This is a genomic window from Macrococcus sp. PK, assembly GCF_022501545.1.
GTDB classification, from domain to species: domain Bacteria; phylum Bacillota; class Bacilli; order Staphylococcales; family Staphylococcaceae; genus Macrococcoides; species Macrococcoides epidermidis.
The window spans coordinates 69,004-92,102 of record NZ_JAEPRF010000017.1 but is presented as its reverse complement, the minus strand read 5'-3'; the positions used below and the strand labels follow the sequence as shown (position 1 = coordinate 92,102).

27 protein-coding genes are annotated in these 23,099 nt (G+C 38.0%); 1 reads left to right on the top strand and 26 read right to left on the bottom strand.

All coding sequences use genetic code 11. From position 1 onward, the window contains the following. Positions 1-9: 9 nt before the first annotated feature. The 25 genes from atpD to JJJ02_RS11435 all read right to left on the bottom strand — a co-directional run bounded on the left by atpD (position 10) and on the right by JJJ02_RS11435 (position 21,109). Complete coding sequence (gene atpD, locus JJJ02_RS11555) at positions 10-1,425, bottom strand: F0F1 ATP synthase subunit beta (RefSeq protein ID WP_099581428.1); 1,416 nt, start codon at positions 1,423-1,425, stop codon at positions 10-12. 18 nt (positions 1,426-1,443) lie between these two features. Further along, entirely contained in the window at positions 1,444-2,310 is an 867-nt protein-coding gene (gene atpG, locus JJJ02_RS11550) for an ATP synthase F1 subunit gamma (RefSeq protein WP_111716692.1), read from the bottom strand. A gap of 35 nt (positions 2,311-2,345) precedes the next feature. Beyond that, positions 2,346-3,857, bottom strand: a complete 1,512-nt coding sequence (gene atpA, locus JJJ02_RS11545; protein ID WP_111716690.1) for a F0F1 ATP synthase subunit alpha — start codon at positions 3,855-3,857, stop codon at positions 2,346-2,348. Between the two features lie 22 nt (positions 3,858-3,879). Continuing rightward, positions 3,880-4,413, bottom strand: coding sequence for an ATP synthase F1 subunit delta (gene atpH / locus JJJ02_RS11540; protein WP_111716688.1), 534 nt, complete (start codon positions 4,411-4,413; stop codon positions 3,880-3,882). Beyond that, positions 4,413-4,955: a F0F1 ATP synthase subunit B gene (locus JJJ02_RS11535; RefSeq protein ID WP_111716749.1), complete on the bottom strand. Its 543-nt coding sequence runs from the start codon at positions 4,953-4,955 to the stop codon at positions 4,413-4,415. The genes atpH and JJJ02_RS11535 overlap by 1 nt, the downstream gene beginning before the upstream one ends. A 66-nt stretch (positions 4,956-5,021) precedes the next feature. Next, on the bottom strand, positions 5,022-5,234 hold the full coding sequence (atpE, locus tag JJJ02_RS11530; protein ID WP_041636195.1) for a F0F1 ATP synthase subunit C: 213 nt from the start codon (positions 5,232-5,234) through the stop codon (positions 5,022-5,024). A 48-nt stretch (positions 5,235-5,282) separates the two neighbouring features. Continuing rightward, positions 5,283-6,008 carry a F0F1 ATP synthase subunit A gene (atpB, locus tag JJJ02_RS11525; protein ID WP_111716687.1) on the bottom strand — a complete coding sequence of 242 codons (726 nt, stop codon included), beginning with the start codon at positions 6,006-6,008 and terminating at the stop codon, positions 5,283-5,285. Between the two features lie 23 nt (positions 6,009-6,031). Continuing rightward, positions 6,032-6,385, bottom strand: a complete 354-nt coding sequence (locus tag JJJ02_RS11520) for an ATP synthase subunit I (RefSeq protein ID WP_111716685.1) — start codon at positions 6,383-6,385, stop codon at positions 6,032-6,034. 179 nt (positions 6,386-6,564) lie between these two features. Further along, positions 6,565-7,713 (bottom strand): non-hydrolyzing UDP-N-acetylglucosamine 2-epimerase, encoded by a 1,149-nt coding sequence (gene wecB / locus JJJ02_RS11515; protein WP_240839135.1) that lies wholly within the window; start codon positions 7,711-7,713, stop codon positions 6,565-6,567. 17 nt (positions 7,714-7,730) lie between these two features. Continuing rightward, positions 7,731-8,360: a uracil phosphoribosyltransferase gene (upp, locus tag JJJ02_RS11510; protein ID WP_099581446.1), complete on the bottom strand. Its 630-nt coding sequence runs from the start codon at positions 8,358-8,360 to the stop codon at positions 7,731-7,733. Positions 8,361-8,428: 68 nt separating this feature from the next. Then, positions 8,429-9,664, bottom strand: coding sequence for a serine hydroxymethyltransferase (glyA, locus tag JJJ02_RS11505; RefSeq protein WP_240839133.1), 1,236 nt, complete (start codon positions 9,662-9,664; stop codon positions 8,429-8,431). 23 nt (positions 9,665-9,687) lie between these two features. After that, entirely contained in the window at positions 9,688-10,209 is a 522-nt protein-coding gene (locus JJJ02_RS11500) for a TIGR01440 family protein (protein ID WP_111716679.1), read from the bottom strand. Continuing rightward, a complete protein-coding gene (rpiB, locus tag JJJ02_RS11495) occupies positions 10,202-10,648 on the bottom strand; it encodes a ribose 5-phosphate isomerase B (protein WP_111716677.1) in 447 nt (148 codons plus the stop codon). The genes JJJ02_RS11500 and rpiB overlap by 8 nt, the downstream gene beginning before the upstream one ends. Positions 10,649-10,741: 93 nt before the next feature. After that, entirely contained in the window at positions 10,742-11,167 is a 426-nt protein-coding gene (locus JJJ02_RS11490; RefSeq protein WP_240839131.1) for a low molecular weight protein arginine phosphatase, read from the bottom strand. An 8-nt stretch (positions 11,168-11,175) separates the two neighbouring features. After that, positions 11,176-12,180 carry an L-threonylcarbamoyladenylate synthase gene (locus tag JJJ02_RS11485; RefSeq protein WP_240839129.1) on the bottom strand — a complete coding sequence of 335 codons (1,005 nt, stop codon included), beginning with the start codon at positions 12,178-12,180 and terminating at the stop codon, positions 11,176-11,178. Between the two features lie 87 nt (positions 12,181-12,267). Then, positions 12,268-13,110, bottom strand: a complete 843-nt coding sequence (gene prmC, locus JJJ02_RS11480) for a peptide chain release factor N(5)-glutamine methyltransferase (RefSeq protein WP_170122535.1) — start codon at positions 13,108-13,110, stop codon at positions 12,268-12,270. Next, positions 13,097-14,173, bottom strand: coding sequence for a peptide chain release factor 1 (prfA, locus tag JJJ02_RS11475; protein WP_099581460.1), 1,077 nt, complete (start codon positions 14,171-14,173; stop codon positions 13,097-13,099). The genes prmC and prfA overlap by 14 nt, the downstream gene beginning before the upstream one ends. A 42-nt stretch (positions 14,174-14,215) precedes the next feature. After that, positions 14,216-14,791, bottom strand: a complete 576-nt coding sequence (locus JJJ02_RS11470; protein ID WP_111716671.1) for a thymidine kinase — start codon at positions 14,789-14,791, stop codon at positions 14,216-14,218. A 137-nt stretch (positions 14,792-14,928) separates the two neighbouring features. Further along, on the bottom strand, positions 14,929-15,183 hold the full coding sequence (locus tag JJJ02_RS11465; RefSeq protein WP_099581464.1) for a type B 50S ribosomal protein L31: 255 nt from the start codon (positions 15,181-15,183) through the stop codon (positions 14,929-14,931). A gap of 116 nt (positions 15,184-15,299) precedes the next feature. Continuing rightward, positions 15,300-16,616 (bottom strand): transcription termination factor Rho, encoded by a 1,317-nt coding sequence (rho, locus tag JJJ02_RS11460; protein WP_096078001.1) that lies wholly within the window; start codon positions 16,614-16,616, stop codon positions 15,300-15,302. Positions 16,617-16,780: 164 nt separating this feature from the next. Then, positions 16,781-17,758 (bottom strand): class II fructose-bisphosphatase, encoded by a 978-nt coding sequence (gene glpX, locus JJJ02_RS11455; RefSeq protein WP_219503002.1) that lies wholly within the window; start codon positions 17,756-17,758, stop codon positions 16,781-16,783. 150 nt (positions 17,759-17,908) lie between these two features. Beyond that, on the bottom strand, positions 17,909-18,238 hold the full coding sequence (locus tag JJJ02_RS11450; protein WP_111716668.1) for a winged helix-turn-helix transcriptional regulator: 330 nt from the start codon (positions 18,236-18,238) through the stop codon (positions 17,909-17,911). Between the two features lie 130 nt (positions 18,239-18,368). After that, positions 18,369-19,625, bottom strand: coding sequence for a UDP-N-acetylglucosamine 1-carboxyvinyltransferase (locus tag JJJ02_RS11445; protein ID WP_111716666.1), 1,257 nt, complete (start codon positions 19,623-19,625; stop codon positions 18,369-18,371). A 187-nt stretch (positions 19,626-19,812) separates the two neighbouring features. After that, positions 19,813-20,670 carry a class IIb fructose-bisphosphate aldolase FdaB gene (gene fdaB / locus JJJ02_RS11440; RefSeq protein WP_096077997.1) on the bottom strand — a complete coding sequence of 286 codons (858 nt, stop codon included), beginning with the start codon at positions 20,668-20,670 and terminating at the stop codon, positions 19,813-19,815. A 91-nt stretch (positions 20,671-20,761) separates the two neighbouring features. Continuing rightward, positions 20,762-21,109, bottom strand: coding sequence for a response regulator (locus tag JJJ02_RS11435; RefSeq protein WP_239243266.1), 348 nt, complete (start codon positions 21,107-21,109; stop codon positions 20,762-20,764). Between the two features lie 35 nt (positions 21,110-21,144). Between JJJ02_RS11435 and JJJ02_RS11430 the strand changes: the two genes are divergently transcribed. Next, positions 21,145-21,669, top strand: coding sequence for a DUF2529 family protein (locus JJJ02_RS11430; RefSeq protein ID WP_240839127.1), 525 nt, complete (start codon positions 21,145-21,147; stop codon positions 21,667-21,669). Positions 21,670-22,166: 497 nt separating this feature from the next. Here the strand turns inward: JJJ02_RS11430 and JJJ02_RS11425 are convergent, their stop codons facing one another. Next, a complete protein-coding gene (locus JJJ02_RS11425; RefSeq protein ID WP_240839125.1) occupies positions 22,167-23,060 on the bottom strand; it encodes a nuclease-related domain-containing protein in 894 nt (297 codons plus the stop codon). Positions 23,061-23,099: the final 39 nt, after the last annotated feature.

Below are 23,099 nucleotides of genomic sequence, written 5' to 3'. Positions count from 1 at the left end.
CCTAAGAAATTAAACTTCAACACCCATACCTTTAGCTTGTTCTAACACAGCCTCGATGCCACCAACTAAACGGAATGCATCTTCAGGAATGTGGTCGTATTTACCATCTAAGATCGCTTTAAAGTCTTGTACCGTTTGTTGAACTGGTACGTAAGAACCTTTTTGACCTGTAAATTGTTCAGCTACGTGGAAGTTTTGAGATAAGAAGAACTGAATACGACGTGCACGGTTTACAGTCTTTTTATCGTCATCAGATAATTCATCCATACCTAAGATAGCGATAATATCTTGTAACTCACGATATTTTTGTAATGTTGCCTGAACGCGACGTGCTACTTCATAATGCTCTTCTCCAACTACTGCTGGTGTTAATGCACGTGATGTAGACGCTAATGGGTCAACGGCTGGATAAATACCCATCTCCGTTAATTTACGCTCTAAGTTTGTTGTTGCATCTAAGTGAGCGAACGCTGTTGCTGGCGCCGGGTCAGTATAGTCATCGGCAGGTACGAATACCGCTTGGATAGATGTTACTGAACCAACGTTCGTTGACGTGATACGCTCTTGTAATTGACCCATTTCAGTAGCAAGTGTTGGTTGGTAACCAACGGCAGAAGGCATACGACCTAAAAGTGCCGAAACTTCTGAACCTGCTTGTGTGAAACGGAAGATGTTGTCGATGAATAAAAGTACGTCCTGTCCTTGTTCATCACGGAAGTATTCAGCCATTGTTAAACCAGATAATGCTACGCGCATACGTGCACCAGGTGGCTCGTTCATTTGTCCGAATACCATCGCTGTTTTCTTAATAACGCCTGAGTCACTCATTTCGTGGAATAAGTCATTACCTTCACGTGTTCTTTCACCAACACCTGCGAATACTGAGATACCACCGTGTTCTTGTGCGATATTGTTGATTAATTCCTGAATTAATACAGTTTTACCTACACCGGCACCACCGAATAGACCGATTTTACCACCTTTAATGTAAGGTGCTAATAAATCTACTACTTTGATACCTGTTTCTAAGATTTCAACTTTTGTAGATAATTCTTCAAATTTAGGTGCTAAACGGTGAATTGGATCACGACGAACGCTTGCATCTAATTCTTCACCTAAATCGATTTTTTCTCCTAATACGTTAAATACGCGACCTAAAGTTACGTCTCCAACTGGTACTGAGATTGGTGATCCAGTATCGACTACTTCTGCTCCACGTTGCACGCCATCAGTAGAACTCATAGCGATTGTACGTACAGCATCGTCACCTAAATGAAGGGCAACTTCTAACGCTAACTTCGTAGTTTTGCCTTCTTCACGTTTAATATCTAAAGTTAAGGCATTGTTTAATGCTGGTAATTGACCGTTTTCGAACTTAACGTCGATAACAGGACCCATAACTTGGATTACGTGACCTACTGCCATGTTTATTCCTCCTAAGTGTTATTCTAATGCGGCTGCTCCACCAACAATTTCAGTAATTTGTTGCGTGATTGCTGCTTGTCTCGCACGGTTATATTGTAATGATAAATCATCGATTAATTCTTTTGCATTGTCTGTTGCATTTTTCATTGCCGTCATACGTGATGCATGTTCACTTGCTTTACCATCTAAAATGGCACCATAGATTAAACTTTCCGCATATTGTGGAAGAATAACTTCTAAAATGGCATCTTGATCAGGTTCAAACTCATAGTTAGATAATGAAGATTCACCTGATACTTCATCTTTAGATATCGGTAAAATTTTGCGCTCCTGAACTTCTTGCTCTAGCACACTGATGAAGTGGCTGAAATGCATATAAATTTCGTCATATTCTCCAGTTTCAAAACGTGAAACAGCTTTTTGACTGATATCTTTAATTGATTTAAATGATGGTTGCTCAGAAAGCCCGATAATTTCACCTTCAACGTTATATTCACGCGAACGTAAGAAATCACGACCAACACGACCAATTACTAAAATACCGTATTCAGCAGGATTGTTATTATGACGTTCTTTTATTTTAGCTGTAACGCTTTTTAAAATGTTTGCATTATAAGGTCCAGCAAGACCCTTATCACAAGTGATTACTAAGTAACCTGTCTTCTTAACAGGACGTGACTGCAACATTGGATGGTTTGAGTCTGAACTGTTACCGCCGATTGCTGTAATTGCTTCCTGCATTTTATTCATATATGGATAAAAGCTTTTTGCATTTTCTTCAGCACGACGAAGTTTAGAGTTAGAAACCATGTGCATCGCTTTTGTAATTTGACTTGTTTTTTTAGTCGAATTTATGCGGCCTTTTATGTCTCTAAGAGAAGCCATTTTGTCACCACCTTCTGATTAATTTCCTTTAAAGATTATACTTCTGATTTTCTGAAGACTTTCTTGAATGCATTGAAAGCATCAACAAATGTTTCATCAGCTGGTAAGCCTTTAGTTTCACGGATTTCTTGGTAGATATGTGGTGCATTTGAACCGATCCATGATAATAACTCATCTTCAAAACGTGTAATATCTTCAACAGGAATATCATCTAAGTGACCTTTAGTTAATGCATAAAGAATTGTAACTTGTTTATCAACTGTTAAAGGTTTGTTTTGATCTTGTTTTAATACTTCAACCGTACGTTTACCACGTTCTAATTTCGCTTTAGTTTGTGGATCTAAGTCAGAACCAAATTGTGCGAATGATTCTAATTCACGGTAAGATGCTAAGTCAAGACGTAATGTACCCGCTACTTTTTTCATCGCTTTAATTTGTGCAGAACCACCAACACGTGATACTGATAATCCGGCGTTGATCGCAGGGCGAACACCAGAGAAGAATAAATCTGATTGTAAGAAGATTTGTCCATCTGTAATTGAGATTACGTTCGTTGGTACGTAAGCTGAGATATCCCCTGCTTGTGTTTCAACGAATGGTAATGCAGTGATAGAACCGCCACCTAAATCATCATTTAATTTAGCTGCACGTTCTAACAGACGGCTGTGTAAGTAGAATACATCCCCCGGATAAGCTTCACGACCTGGCGGACGACGTAATAATAATGATAACTCACGGTAAGCTGCTGCTTGTTTCGTTAAATCATCATATACGATTAATACGTGTTTACCATTGAACATGAATTCTTCTGCCATTGCTACACCAGCATAAGGCGCGATGTATAATAATGGAGCTGGTTGAGATGCTGATGCTGATACTACGATTGTGTAGTCTAATGCACCGTGTTGACGTAATGTTTCAACTGCAGTACGTACAGTTGATTCTTTTTGTCCGATCGCAACATATACACAAATCATATCTTCATCTTTTTGGTTAAGAATTGTATCGATTGCAACTGTTGTTTTACCAGTTTGACGGTCACCGATGATTAACTCACGTTGTCCACGTCCGATTGGTACTAACGCATCAATCGCTTTGATACCTGTTTGTAATGGCTCATCAACTGATTTACGATCCATAACACCAGTAGCTGGTGATTCGATTGGACGTGTTTTAGTTGTGTTAAGCGGTCCACGTCCATCAATTGGTTGCCCTAATGGGTTAACAACACGTCCAATTAACTCTTCGCCAACTGGAACTTCCATGATACGACCTGTACGTTTAACTTCGTCGCCTTCTTTAATATCTAAGTAAGGGCCTAAGATTACGACACCTACGTTATTTTCTTCTAAATTTTGTGCAAGACCTAATACACCGTTATCAAACTCGACTAGTTCCCCAGCCATAACGTTGTTTAAGCCATGTACTAAAGCAATACCGTCACCGACCTGGATAACAGTACCTACATCCGTTACTGTCATACCAGACTCGTAGTTTGCAATCTGTGATTTTAGTAACGCACTGATTTCTTCAGCTTTGATGGCCATTGATGTCACTCCTTATAAGAAATTATTGTTTTTGAAACGACTTACTTAATTGATTTAATTCATTGATAACTGAACCATCATAGACTGTCGTTCCGATTGTAGCGCGAATACCGCCGATTAAAGATTCATTAATAACATTTTCAATTAATAATTTTTTATAGCCTGTTTTTTCGATGAATACTTTTCCTAACTCATCTAGTTCTTCAGAAGATAGTGGATAAACAGATTCTACTTTCATCTTAGCTTGTTGATTTGCATTGTTATAATATTCAACGAATGCGTCTACAATACCAGGAATAAGTCCTAATTGTTTGCGGTCAGCTAAGATTTTTAGTAAGTTCATAAGTGGTGCATCCACACCTTTAAATGTTTCTGAAACAAACTGAGTACGTGCTTCTTTAGATACTTTAGGATCTTCAGCAAATGCAGCAAATGTTGAATCATTTACTAATGCCTGCTTAATCTCTAAAAGATCAGAATAAACACCCTGTGCTACACCTTGTCCCTTTGCAACTTCTAATAAACTCTCTGCGTATTTATTTAAGACGTTGGCCATTATTTATCGCCTGCCTCTTGAATAAATTGTTGAACAAGTTGTTTTTGATCTTGTTCGTTAATTTCCTTATTGATTACTTTTTGTGCGATTAATACAGATAATTCAGCAACGCGATCGTTGATGTCTGCAATAGCACGTTGTTTTTCATTTTCAATTTCGACTTGTGCGTCGCTCACGATTTTGTTTGCACGCATATTTGCTTCGTGGATGATTGCTTCTTGTTGTGTTTTAGCTTGTGCTTTAGCATCTTCCATCATGATAGATACTTCATTTTGAGTCTTAGTAAGTAACGCTTTGTTTTCTTCAGCGTAACGTTTTGCATCTTCATTTTGCTTTCTTGCATTGTCAAGGTCAGCATTAATGCCATGTTGACGTTCGTCCATAATATTCTTTAATGGACCCCAAGCGAACTTGCTTAGTAAAGCTAATAATACTAAAAATGCGAATAGTGTAAATAATGCAGTACCCCATTCAACGCCAGGTGCTGCAGTATGTGCAGTTTCGCCTAAAATTAAGAAATTCAAGATTAACGCTCCTTTCATCGCAGTTATGTTCATAAATGAATGGCGAAATCATAGTGACTTCGCCTTAACGAGTTATATTTAAAATTAACGGTTCATTACCATGAATGCTACTACTACCGCGATGATAGGAAGGGCCTCAACTAAACCTACACCGATGAACATGATAGTCATTAATGGACCACGTGCTTCTGGTTGACGCGCTACACCTTCAACTGTACGAGATACGATTAAACCGTTACCAATACCTGCTCCTAATGCTGCTAAACCGATTGCGATTGCTGCTGCTAATAAATTCATTAATAATTTCCTCCTAAAGAAATATGATAGTTTTTTTAATTTTTTATATTAATGGTCATCTGACACTTTATGTGACATATAAACCATTGATAACATTACGAAAATGTAGGCCTGAATTGACCCTACGAAAATTGAGAAACCTTGCCAGATAACTAATGGAATAAATCCACCGATTGCACCAAGTGCACCAAATGTTGTTAATAGACCAGCGAGTAGTCCGAGTAATACTTCACCTGCAAAAATGTTACCGTAAAGACGCAGACCAAGCGTTAATGTAGAAGAGAATTCTTCAATAATCTTGAACGGTACCATAAACCATACCGGCTGAGCAAAACTCTTGAAATAATTGCCGCTCCCACGCATTTTGATACCATAAAAGTGTGTCAGTAGTACCATCAGTGTTGAAAGTGTTAATGTGACTGTTGGATCAGCAGTTGGAGATTTCCACCATAAAGTGTGACCACTTACAATTGCAAATGGTAATCCTAGCATGTTTGCAACAAAAATGAATAATAACAACGTTACAGCTAGAAAATGAAAGCGTCCACCTTTGTTCCACGCCATATTACTGTTGATAATGCCTCTAGTGAAATCGAAAACCCATTCAATGAAGTTTTGTTTACCGTGTGGGCGTACACTTAAGTTACGTGTACAAAGTACCGCAATAATAAATACGATAACTGCAGCTACAGTAATCATCAGCATTGAAGACAGATTAAAAATCAAATCATGTCCAGCGATTTTCAAAGTATAGAGGGGTGATTCGTGTTCCATTTCTTCACCTCTTCCTATATGTATTATTTTTTCAAACTGTTCACCCCATGAATGATAATCATTACATAGGTGAGCATTAGGCCAAGCGCGATCCCTAATAAGTGAAACGTATCAGGATATCTCACCCAGAAGAGGCATGCCATGACCGCTATTAAAAAGCGAATGCCCATACCACTTGAGATGTACAATGCATCACTCTTAATCGCACGCGATAAATTGTGATACCATACAAAAGTACTGATCGCAGACGCAATCGTACCAATAACTAATCCTAACACAAAATCATTATGCGTGAACATAGCGATTAATAAGAGTATTAAGATTAGGTATATAAAATATTGCAGGTATTGCTTAAAAAATGTCTTAAATTCTGACATATTGGGAACTCCTTAGAAATAGTTCTCACGCGGATGAAAACCGTTTCATTCCACATTTTATGATAATATAGGCAAAATACCGTGTCAATGCTATGTCAAAACTTTAGAAACATAAATTTCACGGAAAGTTCACAAATTAGACAAATAATTATGTTTCGTTTAAAAATTTATTAATTTAATTATTTTTCAGATGCTTCTACCTTAAATGGTACCGGTTTTTCTTGTGTCAAGTTAAAATAATATTTTATATGTTCACAAATTCTTTTAGAAGTTTCACCATCACCATAAGGATTGCTTGCTTTTGACATACTTTGGTAAGTCGCTTCGTCTGTTAATAACGTTTTCGTTAACTGATAAATATTTTCTTCTTCAATGCCTGCAAGTTTTAATGTTCCAGCTTTAACACCTTCAGGACGTTCTGTCGTATCACGTAGGACAAGTACCGGCTTACCTAAAGAAGGTGCTTCTTCTTGTACACCACCTGAATCCGTTAATATAAAATGACTGCGCGAAGCAAAGTTATGAAAATCAATCACATCTAAAGGCTCAATAAGTTGCACACGTGAATGATCTGCTAAATGTTCTGAAGCAATTTCACGCACTTTAGGATTTTTATGCATTGGATAGACTACTTCAACATCTTCAAATTCATCCACAATACGGCGAATCGCTTTAAATATATTATGCATTGGCTGTCCAATGTTTTCTCTGCGATGGGCTGTAAGTAATACTACTTTCCTACCATCAGCTTTATCTAATATTCCAGAAACATAATCATCTTTTACAGTCGTCTTTAAAGCATCAATCGCAGTATTACCGGTAATAGCGATTTTATCTGCCGGTTTATTCTCATTCAGTAAGTTTTGTGCAGCTTCTTCCGTCGGTGCAAAGTGAATATCAGCAAGTACACCTGTCATTTGGCGATTCATTTCTTCCGGGAAAGGAGAATATTTCTGGAAAGTACGTAATCCCGCCTCTACGTGACCGATCGCAACTTCGTTATAGAAAGCAGCAAGACTACCTGCAAATGTTGTCGTTGTATCGCCATGCACTAAAATCATATCCGGCTTAGCTTCCTGAATCACTTCTTCTAAGCCTAAAATTACGCGACTTGTCACTTCTGATAACGTTTGTCCTGCTTTCATTATGTTTAGATCATAATCTGGCGTAATATCAAAGATTGTTAATACTTGATCCAGCATTTCTCTATGCTGCGCAGTTACTACTACAATTGGTTCTAATTCCGGATCTTCTTTTAAAGCGAGTACAAGAGGGGCCATCTTAATCGCTTCAGGTCTTGTACCAAAAATCGTCATAATTTTTTTCATGATAATCTCCTAGATTCTTATTTTGTACCAAATAATCTATCGCCAGCGTCACCTAATCCAGGGACGATATAGCCATGGTCATTTAATTTCTCATCTAATGCCGCGATATAGATATCTACATCAGGATGTGCTTCTTGTAATAACTTAACACCTTCTGGTGCCGCAATTAAACACATAAAACGAATTTTAGTAGCGCCACGTTTCTTTAACGAATTGATCGCTTCAATTGCAGAACCACCTGTCGCAAGCATTGGGTCAACGACGATAAAGTCACGTTCCTCAATATCCTGAGGTAACTTTGCGAAGTATTCAACAGGTTGCAGCGTTTCAGGATCACGGTATAATCCGATATGTCCGACACGGGCTGCCGGAATTAGCTTTAATACACCATCAGTCATACCTAACCCTGCGCGTAAAATAGGCACAACAGCCATCTTCTTACCTGACAATCGTTTCGCTGTCATTTCAGTAACGGGTGTCTTCACTGTAACATCATCTAATTCTAAATCGCGCGTAACTTCGTATGCCATTAACATACCTACTTCATCTACAAGCTCGCGGAATTCTTTCGTTCCTGTCTGCTCGTCTCGAATGTAACTCAACTTATGTTGAATTAATGGGTGATCAAAAACATGGACTTTGGCCATAATCATCTTCTCCAAACTATATTGTATTTATTTCTTTTTATAAACTCGGGTGATTTATCGTTAAATCTTTACTGATATAAAGGAAACTTATCTGTAATTGATTTAACTTGCTCTCTTGCTTTCGCTAACACTTGCTCATCTTCATGATTTGCTAATACGTCAGCGATAATATTACCAATTAATTTCATTTCATCTTCTTTTAAACCACGCGTTGTTACTGCTGGCGTACCAATTCGAATACCGCTTGTTACAAATGGGCTTGTCTTATCAAATGGAATCGTATTTTTATTTGTAGTAATACCAACTGCATCTAGTGCATGCTCTGCAACTTTACCTGTTAAATCCATCGGTGTAACATCAATGCTAAACAGATGATTATCTGTGCCACCACTTACGATGCGCAGTCCTCTTTCTGACAATGAGGCAGCAAGCGTCTTCGCATTGTTAATAACTTGTGTTTGATACGTCTTAAATTCAGGTTGTAACGCTTCACCAAATGCCACAGCTTTCGCTGCGATTACATGCATTAAAGGTCCGCCTTGAATACCTGGGAATATTGCTTTATCGATTGCTTTTGCAAATTCTGCTTTACATAAAATCATACCACCACGTGGCCCGCGTAATGTCTTATGCGTCGTTGTCGTCACAAAATCAGCATATGGAACTGGGTTTTCGTGAAGGCCTGTAGCCACAAGTCCAGCGATGTGTGCCATATCAACCATAAATAATGCGCCTATTTCATCAGCAATTTCCCTAAATTGTTTAAAGTCAATTTCACGTGAATATGCTGAAGCACCAGCAATAATTAATTTCGGTTTGTGTTCCTTTGCTAAAGCGCGAACGTTATCGTAATTAATCGTTTCAGTTTCCTTATCAACTTCATACGCTACGAAATGATAATCGATACCACTGAAATTCACATGTGAACCATGCGTTAAGTGCCCGCCGTGGCTTAAATCCATGCCTAATACAGTATCTCCGGGTTTAATCGCTACACGATAAACCGCCATGTTCGCCTGAGATCCTGAATGTGGTTGAACGTTTGCATGTTCTGCTCCAAATAATTCTTTCGCTCTATCTCTTGCTAAATCTTCAACGATATCGACAAACTCACACCCACCATAATAACGTTTATGTGGGTAACCTTCAGCGTATTTATTTGTTAATACTGAACCTTGAGCTTCCATTACAGCTTTAGAAACAAAGTTTTCTGAAGCAATTAATTCAATGTTGTTATTTTGTCTTTCTAATTCTTTATGCATTGCTTCAAATAGTACATTATCCTGCGCTTTAATTTCGTTCATCATATATCCCCCTTGATATTCACTTAATATCGACTTCTTGGTCCACCAATTAACTTCGGACGATGCGTTGCAATTGTAACAACTGCTTCGCCGACTTTTTTCGTTGCTACGCGTACAGGAATCTGTACATGTTTAATATGCTGACCGATCAATGTCTGACCGATATCAATGCCTGTATCACAAACAACATGCTCAACAACTACAGGATCTTCGAAACTTTGATATGCCAGACTACTCATACTGCCACCTGCCCCTTTTACAGGTACCACGCTGACTATTTCAAAGCCATATCGTTCCTGCACACGACGTTCCATCGTTATCGCACGATTAATATGTTCACAACCCTGGAAACAGAAATCAACACCAGTTTGTTTGTGTATACGTTGAAATGCTTCAAAAAATACTTTTGCTACTTCATCAGAACTATTTGTACCGATACGTTCACCAATGACTTCAGACGTTGAACAACCAATCACACATAACGTATTTGGCTTAAAGAAATCAATTGCTACGAGTTCATCTAGCAGTGTATTAATGTTATCCATTGCAAGACTCCAGTTGCGCTATTTTATCGATACGTTTCTGATGACGTCCACCTTCAAATTCAGCATCCAGCCAAGTTTTGACGATAAGTAGCATCAATCCTTCACCGATAACGCGTTGTCCCAATGCCAGGATGTTCGAATTATTATGTTCGCGTGTCACTTGAGCAGTAAATACGTCATGAACGAGCGCACAACGAATACCTGGCACTTTATTTGCTGCAATGCTCATTCCAATACCAGTACCACAAATTAGAATACCTCGGTCATATTCACCGTTTGCTACTGCACGTGCGACAGGACCTGCATAATCCGGATAATCTACTGATTCAGTTGACGCTGGACCAAAATCTTTAAATTCAATACCTTTTGCAGTTAAAAATTCTGTAATTTTAGCTTTGTACTCAAATCCACCATGGTCACTTGCAATCGCAATCTTCACAATATCCCTCCTTATTACATACTTCATATTATAGCCTATTTAAAAAGTGAGATAAAACATTTCCGAAAAATGAGACGTTATTTTTTGAATTGTCTATTTTTCATCAATTTTTGTTAATAATTTCGTGATATTTTCCTGTAATTGTTCGTAAGTCTGTTGATATATTTCATACTCTCCACCATAGGGATCCTGGATATCCTGGCTAACACCATCCACGTATTCAATTAGCGTATATACATTGCTTGCTGGATACATCGAACGAATTGTATCACGGTGATTTGCTGTCATCGTTAAGATTAAATCTTTTTCACTGTCTGTGCGGTCAAAGCCAGCACTTAATGAAGCAGCTGGTAAGTGATTCGTTTCAATAATTTGTTGCGTATGGCGTGAAGCAGGCATACCATCTATCGCAAAAATACCTCTCGATGAAAATGAATGTTCATTTGACATTGATTTTGCGATACTTTCTGCTAGCGGGCTACGACACGTATTTCCTGTACAAACAAAAACGATCTCCATCTTTCTCCCTACTTTCCTGAAGTTGCTTTATTGATGCGGTTCATTAATGCATCGCTCCCTGCAATATGGGAATAGTCAGCGATATAAATCTTCGTAATTTCTTTTTGCTGATCCATTTCTCGTAATGCACTATATAAATTATGCATGGCACCATCGATATCTTCAAATGTATCGCTTAAAGCATATGTCACATTATCATTAAAACGTGACAACTCTTTACGTGGTGCAATCAACGCTTCATTTGAGGCAAGCTGTAATTGCGTCAGATTAGACACGAGTACCATAGGACTATTTGGCGCATAATGACGATATTTCATACCGGGAGCTATCGGTTGCTCTGTTTGATAATTTGCTGTCGTAATACATTCTGGAATAATGCGTTCTAAATCATCTTTTGTAATCGCACCAGGACGCGCAATTTTATATGGATAAGATGTACAATCGAGAACTGTGCTTTCAATACCTACTTCCACCTGAAACCCTTCGACGATGCCATAAATTTTCCCATCCATATCGTACTTCACATGGTCTGCAGTTGTTGGCGACGGCTTTCCACTTGTATTTGCAGAAGGTGCAGCAAGCGGCAGATAAGTTAATTTCAGAATTTGGCGAGCAACTTCGTCACTCGGCATACGCACAGCAACAGAATTAAGTCCGGCAGTAACTGCAGGTGCCAGCACCTCTTTTTGAAGCGGTAAAATAAACGAAATGGGTCCTGGCCAGAACGCATCCATCAATTGATGTACTTTATTATCCGGAATATGTGCAAAGTCATCGATTTGTGCTTTTTCATAAATGTGGACGATAAGCGGATTATCCTGTGGTCGTCCTTTTGCTTTAAAAATTTTATCCACAGCCGTACTGCTCAAAGCATTCGCGGCTAATCCGTAAACTGTTTCAGTAGGAATTGCAATGATTTCATCTTGTTTAAACCCTGTAATGATTTCCTGTACTTGTGGATATGTTGATAAGTCATCCACATTGTTACGCACATCCCAAATTTTTGTCTGCATGCTGCATCCCCTCTCTTTACTCATATTTTAAAACAAAATAAAAAGTTATGCACAAATTGTGGATAAATCCTGTAATTTGTGCATAACTTATTCACACCATTCAAACCAGACAATGCGATCCAAACCGTTAATATCCTGAACGACTTGTGGCGTAATGTGTGGATAAAGTTGCAAGACATATTCTGATATCGCTGCACCTTGTGCATGTCCAATCTCAAAAGCTACAAGTGCATCTGCATTTAATATTTCCGGCATACGCTCAATCATACGTTTATACAATGCCAAACCATTATCTTCTGCAAACAGAGCGATATGAGGATCATGCAACGCACTTTCATTCATTAACTCCAGTTCACTTTGTGCGATATACGGTGGGTTACTTACTAAACAGTCTACTCTAATACCTTCAGTAATCAACGGTTCGAGTAAATCGCCTTCCAAAAAGGTGACATTTGCATTAAGTGCTGCTGCATTATTTCGTGCAATATTGAGCGCATCACTTGAAATGTCTATTGCATAAGCTTCAATTTGTGATAGCTCTAATGCAAGTGTTATTGCAATAGCACCACTGCCTGTACCGATATCAACAAAAGATTGACGATGTTGCCACTTTTCAATGATGAGTTGAACTAGCTCTTCCGTTTCATTGCGCGGCACAAGTACATCTTTTGTCACCTTAAACTTGCGGTCATAGAACATTTGAAATCCCGTAATATGTGCTAGCGGTATATGATGCGCTAATTGTTCGATACAAGTTAGATAATGCGTTCGTTCTGCTTCAGTTAGTTGTTTGTTATCCATCAATATGTCCATTTGGGATAAATCAAACAAATCCATCATTAAATATCTCGCACCGATAATTGGTTCATCATTTTGAGCTAAAAGCGTTTCACCATGCTTTATCAGTTGATGAACATTATAGCACGCCATCATTTAATGCTTCTAATTTAGACGTTTGTTCTGCAATCGTTAACGCATCGATGACTTCACCTAATTTACCTTCTACGATCTGATCTAGCTTTTGAATCGTTAAACCGATACGGTGATCCGTCACTCGGTTTTGAGGATAGTTGTATGTTCTGATACGTTCAGAACGGTCACCTGTACCTACTGCTGATTTACGTTGTTCAGAATACTTCGCTTGTTCTTCCTGCAATTTCGCATCAAACACACGCGTTTTAAGTAATTTTAATGCTTTTTCACGGTTTTTAATTTGAGATTTCTCTGAAGACGTTGCCACAATCCCAGTCGGAATATGCGTAATACGTACTGCTGAGTCAGTCGTGTTAACGTGCTGACCACCAGATCCAGATGAACGGTACGTTTCAATACGTAAATCTTCCTGACGGATTTCAATTTCAACATCTTCTACTTCTGGTAATACCGCTACTGTCGCTGTAGACGTATGAATACGTCCACCACTTTCAGTCGTTGGGATACGTTGTACACGGTGGGCACCATTTTCGAATTTTAACTTACTGTATGCACCTTTACCGATAATAGTGAAACTGATTTCTTTAAATCCACCATGGTCAGCTTCGTTTGTTTCCATCACTTCAATCTTCCAGCCTTGTTCTTCTGAGAATCTTGAATACATACGGAATAAGTCTCCGGCAAAGATATTTGCTTCATCTCCACCAGCTGCTCCACGAATCTCCATCACTACGTTTTTATCATCCATAGGATCTTTAGGGATCAATAAAAATTTCATCTTTTCTTCTAATACTGGAATCTGCGGTTTTAATTCATTGATTTCTTCTTTAATCATTTCCTGCTCATCCGCATCACTTGCGTCACCCATCATTTCTAATGCTTCTTCAAGTTGTTGCTTTACTTCTTTATACTCCCTAAACACTTCAACTGTTTCCTGAAGGTCTGCCTGTTCTTTTGAGTATTCTCTTAATTTATCAGTATCACTTACGATATCTGGATCACTTAACAATTCATTTAATTGTTCATAACGTTGTTCTACGATTTCTAACTGATCAAACATATATATTTACTCCTTTTTAGTTTATTTAATGTGTTTTATATTTTATTTCGGAACAATATGATGTTCACGACATCTCGGTTCATAGCTTTCTTTTGCGCCCACCAAAATAATCGGATCATCAAAGCGTGCCGGCTCACCGTCAATAAGACGCTGTGTTCTTGAACTAGGGGCACCACATACACTACAAACTGCCTGCAATTTCGTAACATGTTCAGCAACTGCCATAATTTCAGGTACAGGTTCGAAAGGTACACCTCTGAAGTCCATATCTAAACCGGCAGTAATCACACGATAGCCTTCTTCCGCAAGCTGTGTTGCTACACCGACGATATCATTATCAAAAAACTGAATTTCATCTATCGCAATAATATCATGGTCTTCCTGCACATGTTCCATAATTTCTGACGAGTGTGAGACATTAACCGCTTCAACTTTGTTGCCATTATGAGAGACGACTTCTAAATCGCTATATCTGTCGTCGATGGATGGTTTAAAGACGATGACACGCTGCTTCGCAAAAAGTCCGCGACGCACACGACGAATCAATTCTTCACTTTTCCCGCTAAACATACTACCTGTAATACACTCTATCCAACCCGAATGATACTGCTCATACATCTTGAATGCCACCTTTTTAAGTCATAATCGCTTTATTATATCATAATTCCACCCTATATTACATTGTGATTTATAACTCATGTTCAACATTAAAAAAACTCCTACACCAAAAGGTATAAGAGTTTAAGGCTTCAGTATTAGTTGTTTGACTTAAGACCGAATTTTTTGTTGAAACGTTCAACACGTCCATCCGCAGATGCGAATTTTTGACGGCCTGTGTAGAATGGATGAGAGTCAGAAGAAATATCCAAACGGATTACTGGGTACTCGTTACCATCTTCCCAAGTCATTGTTTCGTTTGATTTACGTGTAGATCCACTTAAGAATTTGTAGTCTGTAGTAGAATCTAAAAAGATTACTTTTTGGTAATCTGGGTGAATTCCTGGTTTCATAATTGTTTTCAGCTCCTTTGCCCTGAACCATCTGGAACAGAGTTATTTCGTGAAATATTTTCACGTCAATACTTACATATTATATACGTCTCGCTATAAAAAAGCAAGGTTAATTTTTAAATGATTGGTTTACCTGACTTCGCACTTTCAACCATGCGTTCACCGAGTTGTTTAAAGAAATCTTCATTTGATTCACTTTGTTTTAGACGGCGTAAAAAACGCTCTGTAAAATCATTGCTATCCGTAAATAAATTTCTCAGCTGCCAAACCATTTCTAATTCTTTCTTATCAAGTAATAATTCCTCTTTACGCGTTGAACTTCTGCGGATATCAATGGCCGGATAAACACGCTTTTCAGCAAGCTTTCTATCTAACGTAAGCTCCATGTTTCCTGTCCCTTTGAACTCTTCATAGATCATATCATCCATACGTGAACCTGTTTCAACAAGCGCCGTAGATAGAATCGTCAAACTTCCGCCTGCTTCAATGTTACGCGCTGCTCCGAAAAATGCTTTCGGACGATGTAGACTGGCAGGATCTAATCCACCTGATAATGTACGACCACTCGGTGGTACTACTAAGTTATAAGCACGTGCCAGTCGCGTAATCGAATCCATTAAGATAATAACGTCTTCACCAATCTCAACAAGACGTTTCGCACGCTCTAATAATAGTTCAGCAACTTTTACGTGATGTTCTGGTGGTTCATCAAATGTTGAATGTACGACTTCTGCTGCTTCTACTGAACGCTCAAGATCCGTTACTTCTTCAGGACGTTCACCAACCAGTAGGATAAACAATTTCGCTTCCGGATGATTGACACAGATTGCATTTGCGATTTCTTTCAGCAATGACGTTTTCCCTGCTTTAGGAGGTGCTACAATCATCCCACGTTGCCCAAATCCAATCGGTGTCACTAAGTCCATGATACGCGTTGAATATGCTGTCTTCGTTGTTTCAAGACGAATTCTTGTATCCGGATAAAGTGGTGTTAATGCCTGGAAGTGAGGACGCTTCTTAACTTCTTCAGCATTTTGATCATTAACAAAGTCCACTTGTAATAATCCATAATATTTCTCATTTTCTTTTGGTTTACGAACTTTCCCGGTAACTTTATCACCTTTTTTAATTTCAAAACGACGAATCTGACTCGCAGAGATGTAAATGTCTTTCTCACCTTTTGAATAGTTAACCGTTCTTAAAAATCCATATCCATCTGGCTGTATATCATCTAATATACCTTCCATATAGTAGTTGCCGTCTTTTTCCATCTGTTTCTCCATGATGGCCAGCACTAATTCTTTTTTATTTAATTTACTATAATTAACAAGACCTAGTTCTTTCGCTTTCGCTGTTAATGCTTTTGTTGTGTGATTTTTATATAATTCGTGAAAAGACTCATACTGAGGGCTTGTTCTCACTTTTTCTACCATTTCTACACCCATTTCTATATTAATTTATCGTTAAAGCTCTTTACATTCGTTTTGGAAAATTCAAAAAGAAAAAGAAGAAGTTTCAAGAGGAATATCATTAGATAGTTTAGCATGTTTTGATAAAAAGAAAAAGCTCGAGCGTCTGCTCAAGCTTTCAATTATGATTAAATTGTATCTTCATGGTTGATTGTTAAGCCTGGTTTCTTCTCTAAACTATGGCGACCTTGTACGAAACGTACCGTACCTGATTTTGCACGCATTACTAAAGAATGTGTTTCAGCATATCCACCTTTGAACTGAACACCCTTCATTAATTCACCGTCAGTTACTGCTGTAGCAGCAAAGATTGCATCGTCACCTTTTACCATATCATCCAATTGTAATACAGTGTTTGGCTCGATTCCCATCTTGCGGCAACGCTCTTCTTGTTCTGCATCTTCCGGTAAAAGAATACCTTGGAAGTCGCCACCTAAAGCTTTAATACCCACAGCAGCGATAACGCCTTCAGGAGCACCACCTGAACCGAATAAAATATCAACACCCGTAAAATCAAACGCTGTATTAATCGCACCTGCAACGTCTCCGTGTTCGATTAACTTAATGCGCGCACCCGCTTCACGGATTTCTTTAATGATACCTGCATGGCGCTCACGATTTAATAATGTTGCTGTAACATCAGAAATATCTTTTCCTTTCGCTTTTGCCACTGCATGTAAATTTTCCGTTACTGATTTAGAAATATCAACTACACCTACACAGTCAGGGCCAACTGCAATTTTCTCCATATACATATCCGGTGCATGAAGTAACGTTCCTCTATCACCAACAGCAAGTACTGTCATTGCATTCCATGAACCTTCAGCAACAAGCGTTGTTCCTTCTAATGGATCTACCGCGATATCAATTTGAGGACCTTCTTTTGTTCCTAGTTCTTCACCGATATATAACATTGGTGCTTCATCCATTTCACCTTCACCAATAACTACAACACCGTCCATCGGAATTGTATCAAATACTTCGCGCATTGCTGTTGTTGCTGCGTCGTCCGCTTCGTTCTTTAAACCTTTACCAACCCAACGCGCACTTTTAAGCGCTGCTGCTTCTGTAACTCTGACTAATTCCATTGACAAACTACGTTCCATAAACATTCTCCTCTGCATTAGATATGTAACAACGTTAATAGTATAACACATTCCATCATTATGAGTACCATTAGTTATCAAATGATGCTTATTTTTATAAAGACAAAATAAAAAGCCTACTTGCTGGCTATTCAGCAAGTAAGCTTCTTATTATGCTTGTTTTTCGTCTAGTTCTAAGTGCTCTTGTGCCCATGCTTCAATCGGATGCATTGCTTCAGATAAGGCATAACCTTTATCTGTTAATACATATTTAATTGAAAGAGGGGTTGTAGAAACGACTTTCTTTTCAACAAGACCCCATTCAGCTAATTCACTCAATTTCAAACTTAATGCACGTGGCGTAATTGATTTTAAGTCACGTTTCATATCAGAAAAATGTGCCGAGCGATCTTCTGAACGCGATAAATAGTTTATAAGTAGGCCATTCCAACTGCGACCAAGAATCTTAAACGTCTCTTCTAAATACGGACATACTTCCATATGACTCACCTCTTTATATTACTATTGTACACCGATATAAAAAATATATCAAATATATTATATATATATAATATATTTGTTACTGCTTAAGAAAAAAAACGGCATTATCGCCGTTTTAGGAAATTAATTATTAGATCTCTTCTCTCCAGATATCTGCGCCCAGTGTCTTTAACTTCTCAACAATACCGCTATATCCACGGTCAATATGTCTAACATTATAAACCGTCGTAATACCTTCAGCAGCAAGACCTGCTATAACCAGACATGCACCTGCACGTAAATCACTTGCAGCAACTTCTGCGCCTGATAGTTGAGATGGTTTAACAATTGCAGTTCCACCAGACTCAGTAATATCCCCGTTCATACGTGACAATTCATCAACGTGTTTGAATCTTGCTGGATAGATTGTATCTGTTATCGTACTTTGACCATCTGCCATAAATAATAATGGTGTAAATGGTTGTTGTAAGTCAGTTGCAAATCCTGGATAAACATTTGTCGTAATTGTTACCGGGTTATACTTTTCTGGTTTAGAAATTAATGCTTTATCTTCACCAATCTGAACATTAACACCCATCTCTATCAGCTTAGCTGTTAATGGTTCCATGTGTAATGGGATGATATTTTCAATTAACACTTCTTCACCCATCATTGCAGCAGCACACATATATGTACCCGCTTCAATTCTATCAGGAATAATTGTGTGTGAAGTACCATGAAGTGATGCTACACCTTCAATTTTTAAAGTATCCGTACCTGCGCCACGAATTTTGGCACCCATGTTATTTAAAAGTGTTGCAACATCAACGATTTCAGGTTCTTTTGCAGCATTTTCAATGACTGTTTTACCTTTAGCCATCGAAGCAGCAAGCATAATATTGATTGTTGCACCAACAGATACAACATCCAGGAAGATTTTCGCACCTTTTAATTCTTTAGCTTCAAGGTACATACCACCAGCTTCATTCGTAACAGTAGCACCTAACGCTTCGAAACCTTTAATGTGCTGATCAATCGGACGTGGTCCTAATGGGCAACCACCAGGTAAACCAATCACACATTTTTTAAACTTTCCAAGCATTGCACCCATCATATAATATGAAGCACGTAATGATTGAACTTTATGATTAGGAAGTGGCATGTTAACAGCGTTTGAAGGATCTACTGTTAAGCGGTCACCATCTAAAGTTGTCGTTATATTCAAATCTTCTAATAAACTCATTAATGTCACAACGTCTGAAATTTCTGGTAGACCTTCTAAAGTAACAGGGCTACTTGCCATTAAAGTTGCCGGAATTAAAGCAACTGCGCTATTTTTAGCACCACTGATTTGAACTGATCCTTTAAGAGGATTGCCGCCTCTTATTTTAATTACTTCTTCTGACATAATTGTACTCCTTTAACTTTTATCACACACATTTATCTTATTATTGTTGATTATTTTTATTATAAACTAATTCATTTTAGTAATGCAAAACAAAAAGCATGAAGTTCAATATAATCTAAAGGGTAAAATTAGTCAAGAAAAAAAGACTGATATGACATGCATATCAGTCTAAAGTATGAAATAAAATTTAAGCTTTGTTAGAAGTACCAAATTCTTTAATTTTACCGATTACTGTTGCTTTAATTGCTTCACGTGCTGGTCCTAAATATTTACGTGGATCATATACGTTTGCATCATTATTTAATGTATCACGAACAGCTTTAGCTGAAGCGATTTGGTTTTCAGTGTTTACGTTGATTTTAGCAGTACCTAAAGAAATTGAACGCTCGATATCTTTCGTTGGGATACCAGTACCACCGTGTAAAACTAATGGTAAACCAGTTGCTTTACCGATTTCTTCCATTTCTTTGAAACCTAAGTTTGGCTCACCCTTGTAAGGACCGTGTACTGAACCTAATGCAGGTGCTAAGCAGTCAATACCCGTTTTCTCAACTAATTCCTGACATTCTTTAGCATCAGCATATACAACACCGTCAGAAACTACATCGTCTTCTTGTCCGCCAACGCGTCCTAATTCTGCTTCAACTGAAACACCTTTAGCGTGGGCATATTCAACTACTTTACTTGTGATTTCAACGTTTTCTTCGAATGAATGATGAGAAGCATCAATCATAACAGAAGTAAATCCAGCATCAATCGCAGCTTTACAGTTTTCAAAACTTGAACCGTGGTCTAAATGGATTGCTACAGGTACTGTAATTTCCATATCTTTCATTAAACCTTCAACCATTTTTACTACTGTGTAGAAACCACCCATATATTTAGCTGCACCTTCAGAAACACCTAAAATAACCGGTGCATTTTCTTCTTGAGAAGCACCTAAGATTGCTTGAGTGAATTCAAGGTTGTTAAGGTTGTATTGACCAACAGCATAACCACCTTCTTTTGCTTTGATTAACATTTCTTTCATAGAAACTAATGGCATGGATAAAATCCTCCTTGTTTGTGCTTAAGCACTATTTTTATAAGGTAAGTATAGCACTTCGTTATCTTATTTGCATGCGTTAAGGATCGTTTTATGAAAACTTTTCAGCGATTTTCACAACTTCGTCAATTGTAAACGGCTTCATTAAAACACCTGTTGCGCCAGTCTGCTTAATTGACCGGATTTCTTCGTCTGTCTGGAAAGCTGAAACGAGATAAACAGGAACATCCGAGAATGCTCTCAGCTGACTTAGCGTTTCGTCACCCGACATGACCGGCATTTTTCTATCTAAAAATACGAGATCATAATCATTTGATTTGATTAATTCTAAGCCTATTTTTCCATTTTCGGCAATTTCAGTATCATACCCTTTCATTTTAAATATTTCCTGAAAAAGCAGTCTTATATTAGGTTCATCGTCAATTACTAATATTTTCATTTCATGTTTTCTCCATTTCATTTATGATATGATATGTGTTAAGAATATCAGAAAGAAGGTTTACCATGCTTAAAATATTTAATACGCAACTTAATGGTATCTTTAAAAAAATAGATATGCAAGAAGCTGAGCTGGATATAGCCGGAAGACTACTTGCACAAGCCGTTGTCGGAGAAGGTAAAATATACGTTAAAGGATTTGGCGACTTAAAGTTTTTCGAGGAATTTGCTGCAAATAGCAAAGAAAATTTATTCGATGCTGCAGTCTACATTTCTGATGCGTTAGTTGATGGAACAGATCGCATTCTCGTAATGAGCGATGCGTATGATGAAAGTACCGCTGAGTTTGTTGATAGTCTGGAAGCGCGAGATATCGACTACGTATTAGTATGTAATAAACACAAAGATATTCGATCGATGAATTTTATCGATTTGAGTACACCACGTGCGCTGGTACCTACTGAAGATTTCAGTCGTATTATCACGCCGCATATGATGGCGATGAATTACATCTACTATGCGATCTACAACGTGATGCATGAGATGCTGGTGGAGGAATAGAAATAGCGTGATGAAACAAGTCTGATATATTGCGAATATCGGACTTGTTTTCTTGATATGTGCGATTTCGATGTACGTCTTGTCCGATATACCACTTATATCGGACTTGTTTTCTTGATATACACGATTTCGACGTGCGTCTTGTCCGATATACCACTTATATCGGACTTGTTTTCTTGATATACACGATTTCGACGTGCGTCTTGTCCGATATACCACTTATATCGGACTTGTTTTCTTGATATGTGCGATTTCGACGTGCGTCTTGTCCGATATACCACTTATATCGGACTTGTTTTCTTGATATGTGCGATTTCGACGTGCGTCTTGTCCGATATACCACTTATATCGGACTTGTTTTCTTGATATGTGCGATTTCGATGTACGTCTTGTCCGATATACCACTTATATCGGACTTGTTTTCTTGATATACGCGATTTCGATGTACGTCTTGTCTGATATATCGCTTATATCGGACTTCTTGCTCTCACACATTACTACTCAAACCAATAAACTCTACCTTTATTCTTTCCTTTAAACTTACAGCTATTTAAAAGAGCTCTTTGGACTGTCTTAATTTCACAGTTACTCCATTCAGCTATTTCTTTAATTTGAAATGGTTCATTTTTAAGGACTGAAACTTGTCTAGCTGCTTCTGTAATATAATCTAGTTTGCTTAGTCTTCTACCACAACGACAAGCCACATATTTCTTTCTACTTGCTACCTCCACACACCCAAATCGCTTACACTTTGGACAACGATAACCTTTCTTCATCTGCGTATAATCGTAATAAGCAAATCGGTGATTATCGACTACGTTCGCTGCAATCAACGCTTTAGCCAAACGGTAATCTTCATCAGTCGGTGGTCCAAGTTTTTTAAGATAATCTATAATACCAGGTATTTGGCCGGCAAACTTTACATATTGATCACCATTGAAGTTCCTCAGAATAAAATTCTCATTCACAAAGATGATACGACTCATATGTTCGTATCGAAATCCATTGCGCATTAAAAATTGGGGTAAAATAAGGTCTGCGCGTTTCAACTGTGATATTATCGTTTGATCGACTCTACCGCGATTATTCTTAAATATTCCATCTATATAAGTGTATTCTCCCGAATAATTTTTTGTATCAAAATGAAAAATTTTACCATCACCAATAATCAAAAAATCAAACTGAGCTTTACTAGATTCTTTCAACGTAATATCCCAAAGCTTCAATCCCCCTTCGACAGCTTGCAGTTGTTCATAAAAATAGTTTTCTCCGGTAAATCCGACTTGATATGCAAATAAAGTAGTACTGTCATCTTTTGTCAGGCTACACCTTCCATCAACATTCATTAAATAACTCATCTTATTATCAGGTTCATGAAGTTTTAGAAACATATTACACCTCCCACCCCTTAATTTACAACAATAATATCA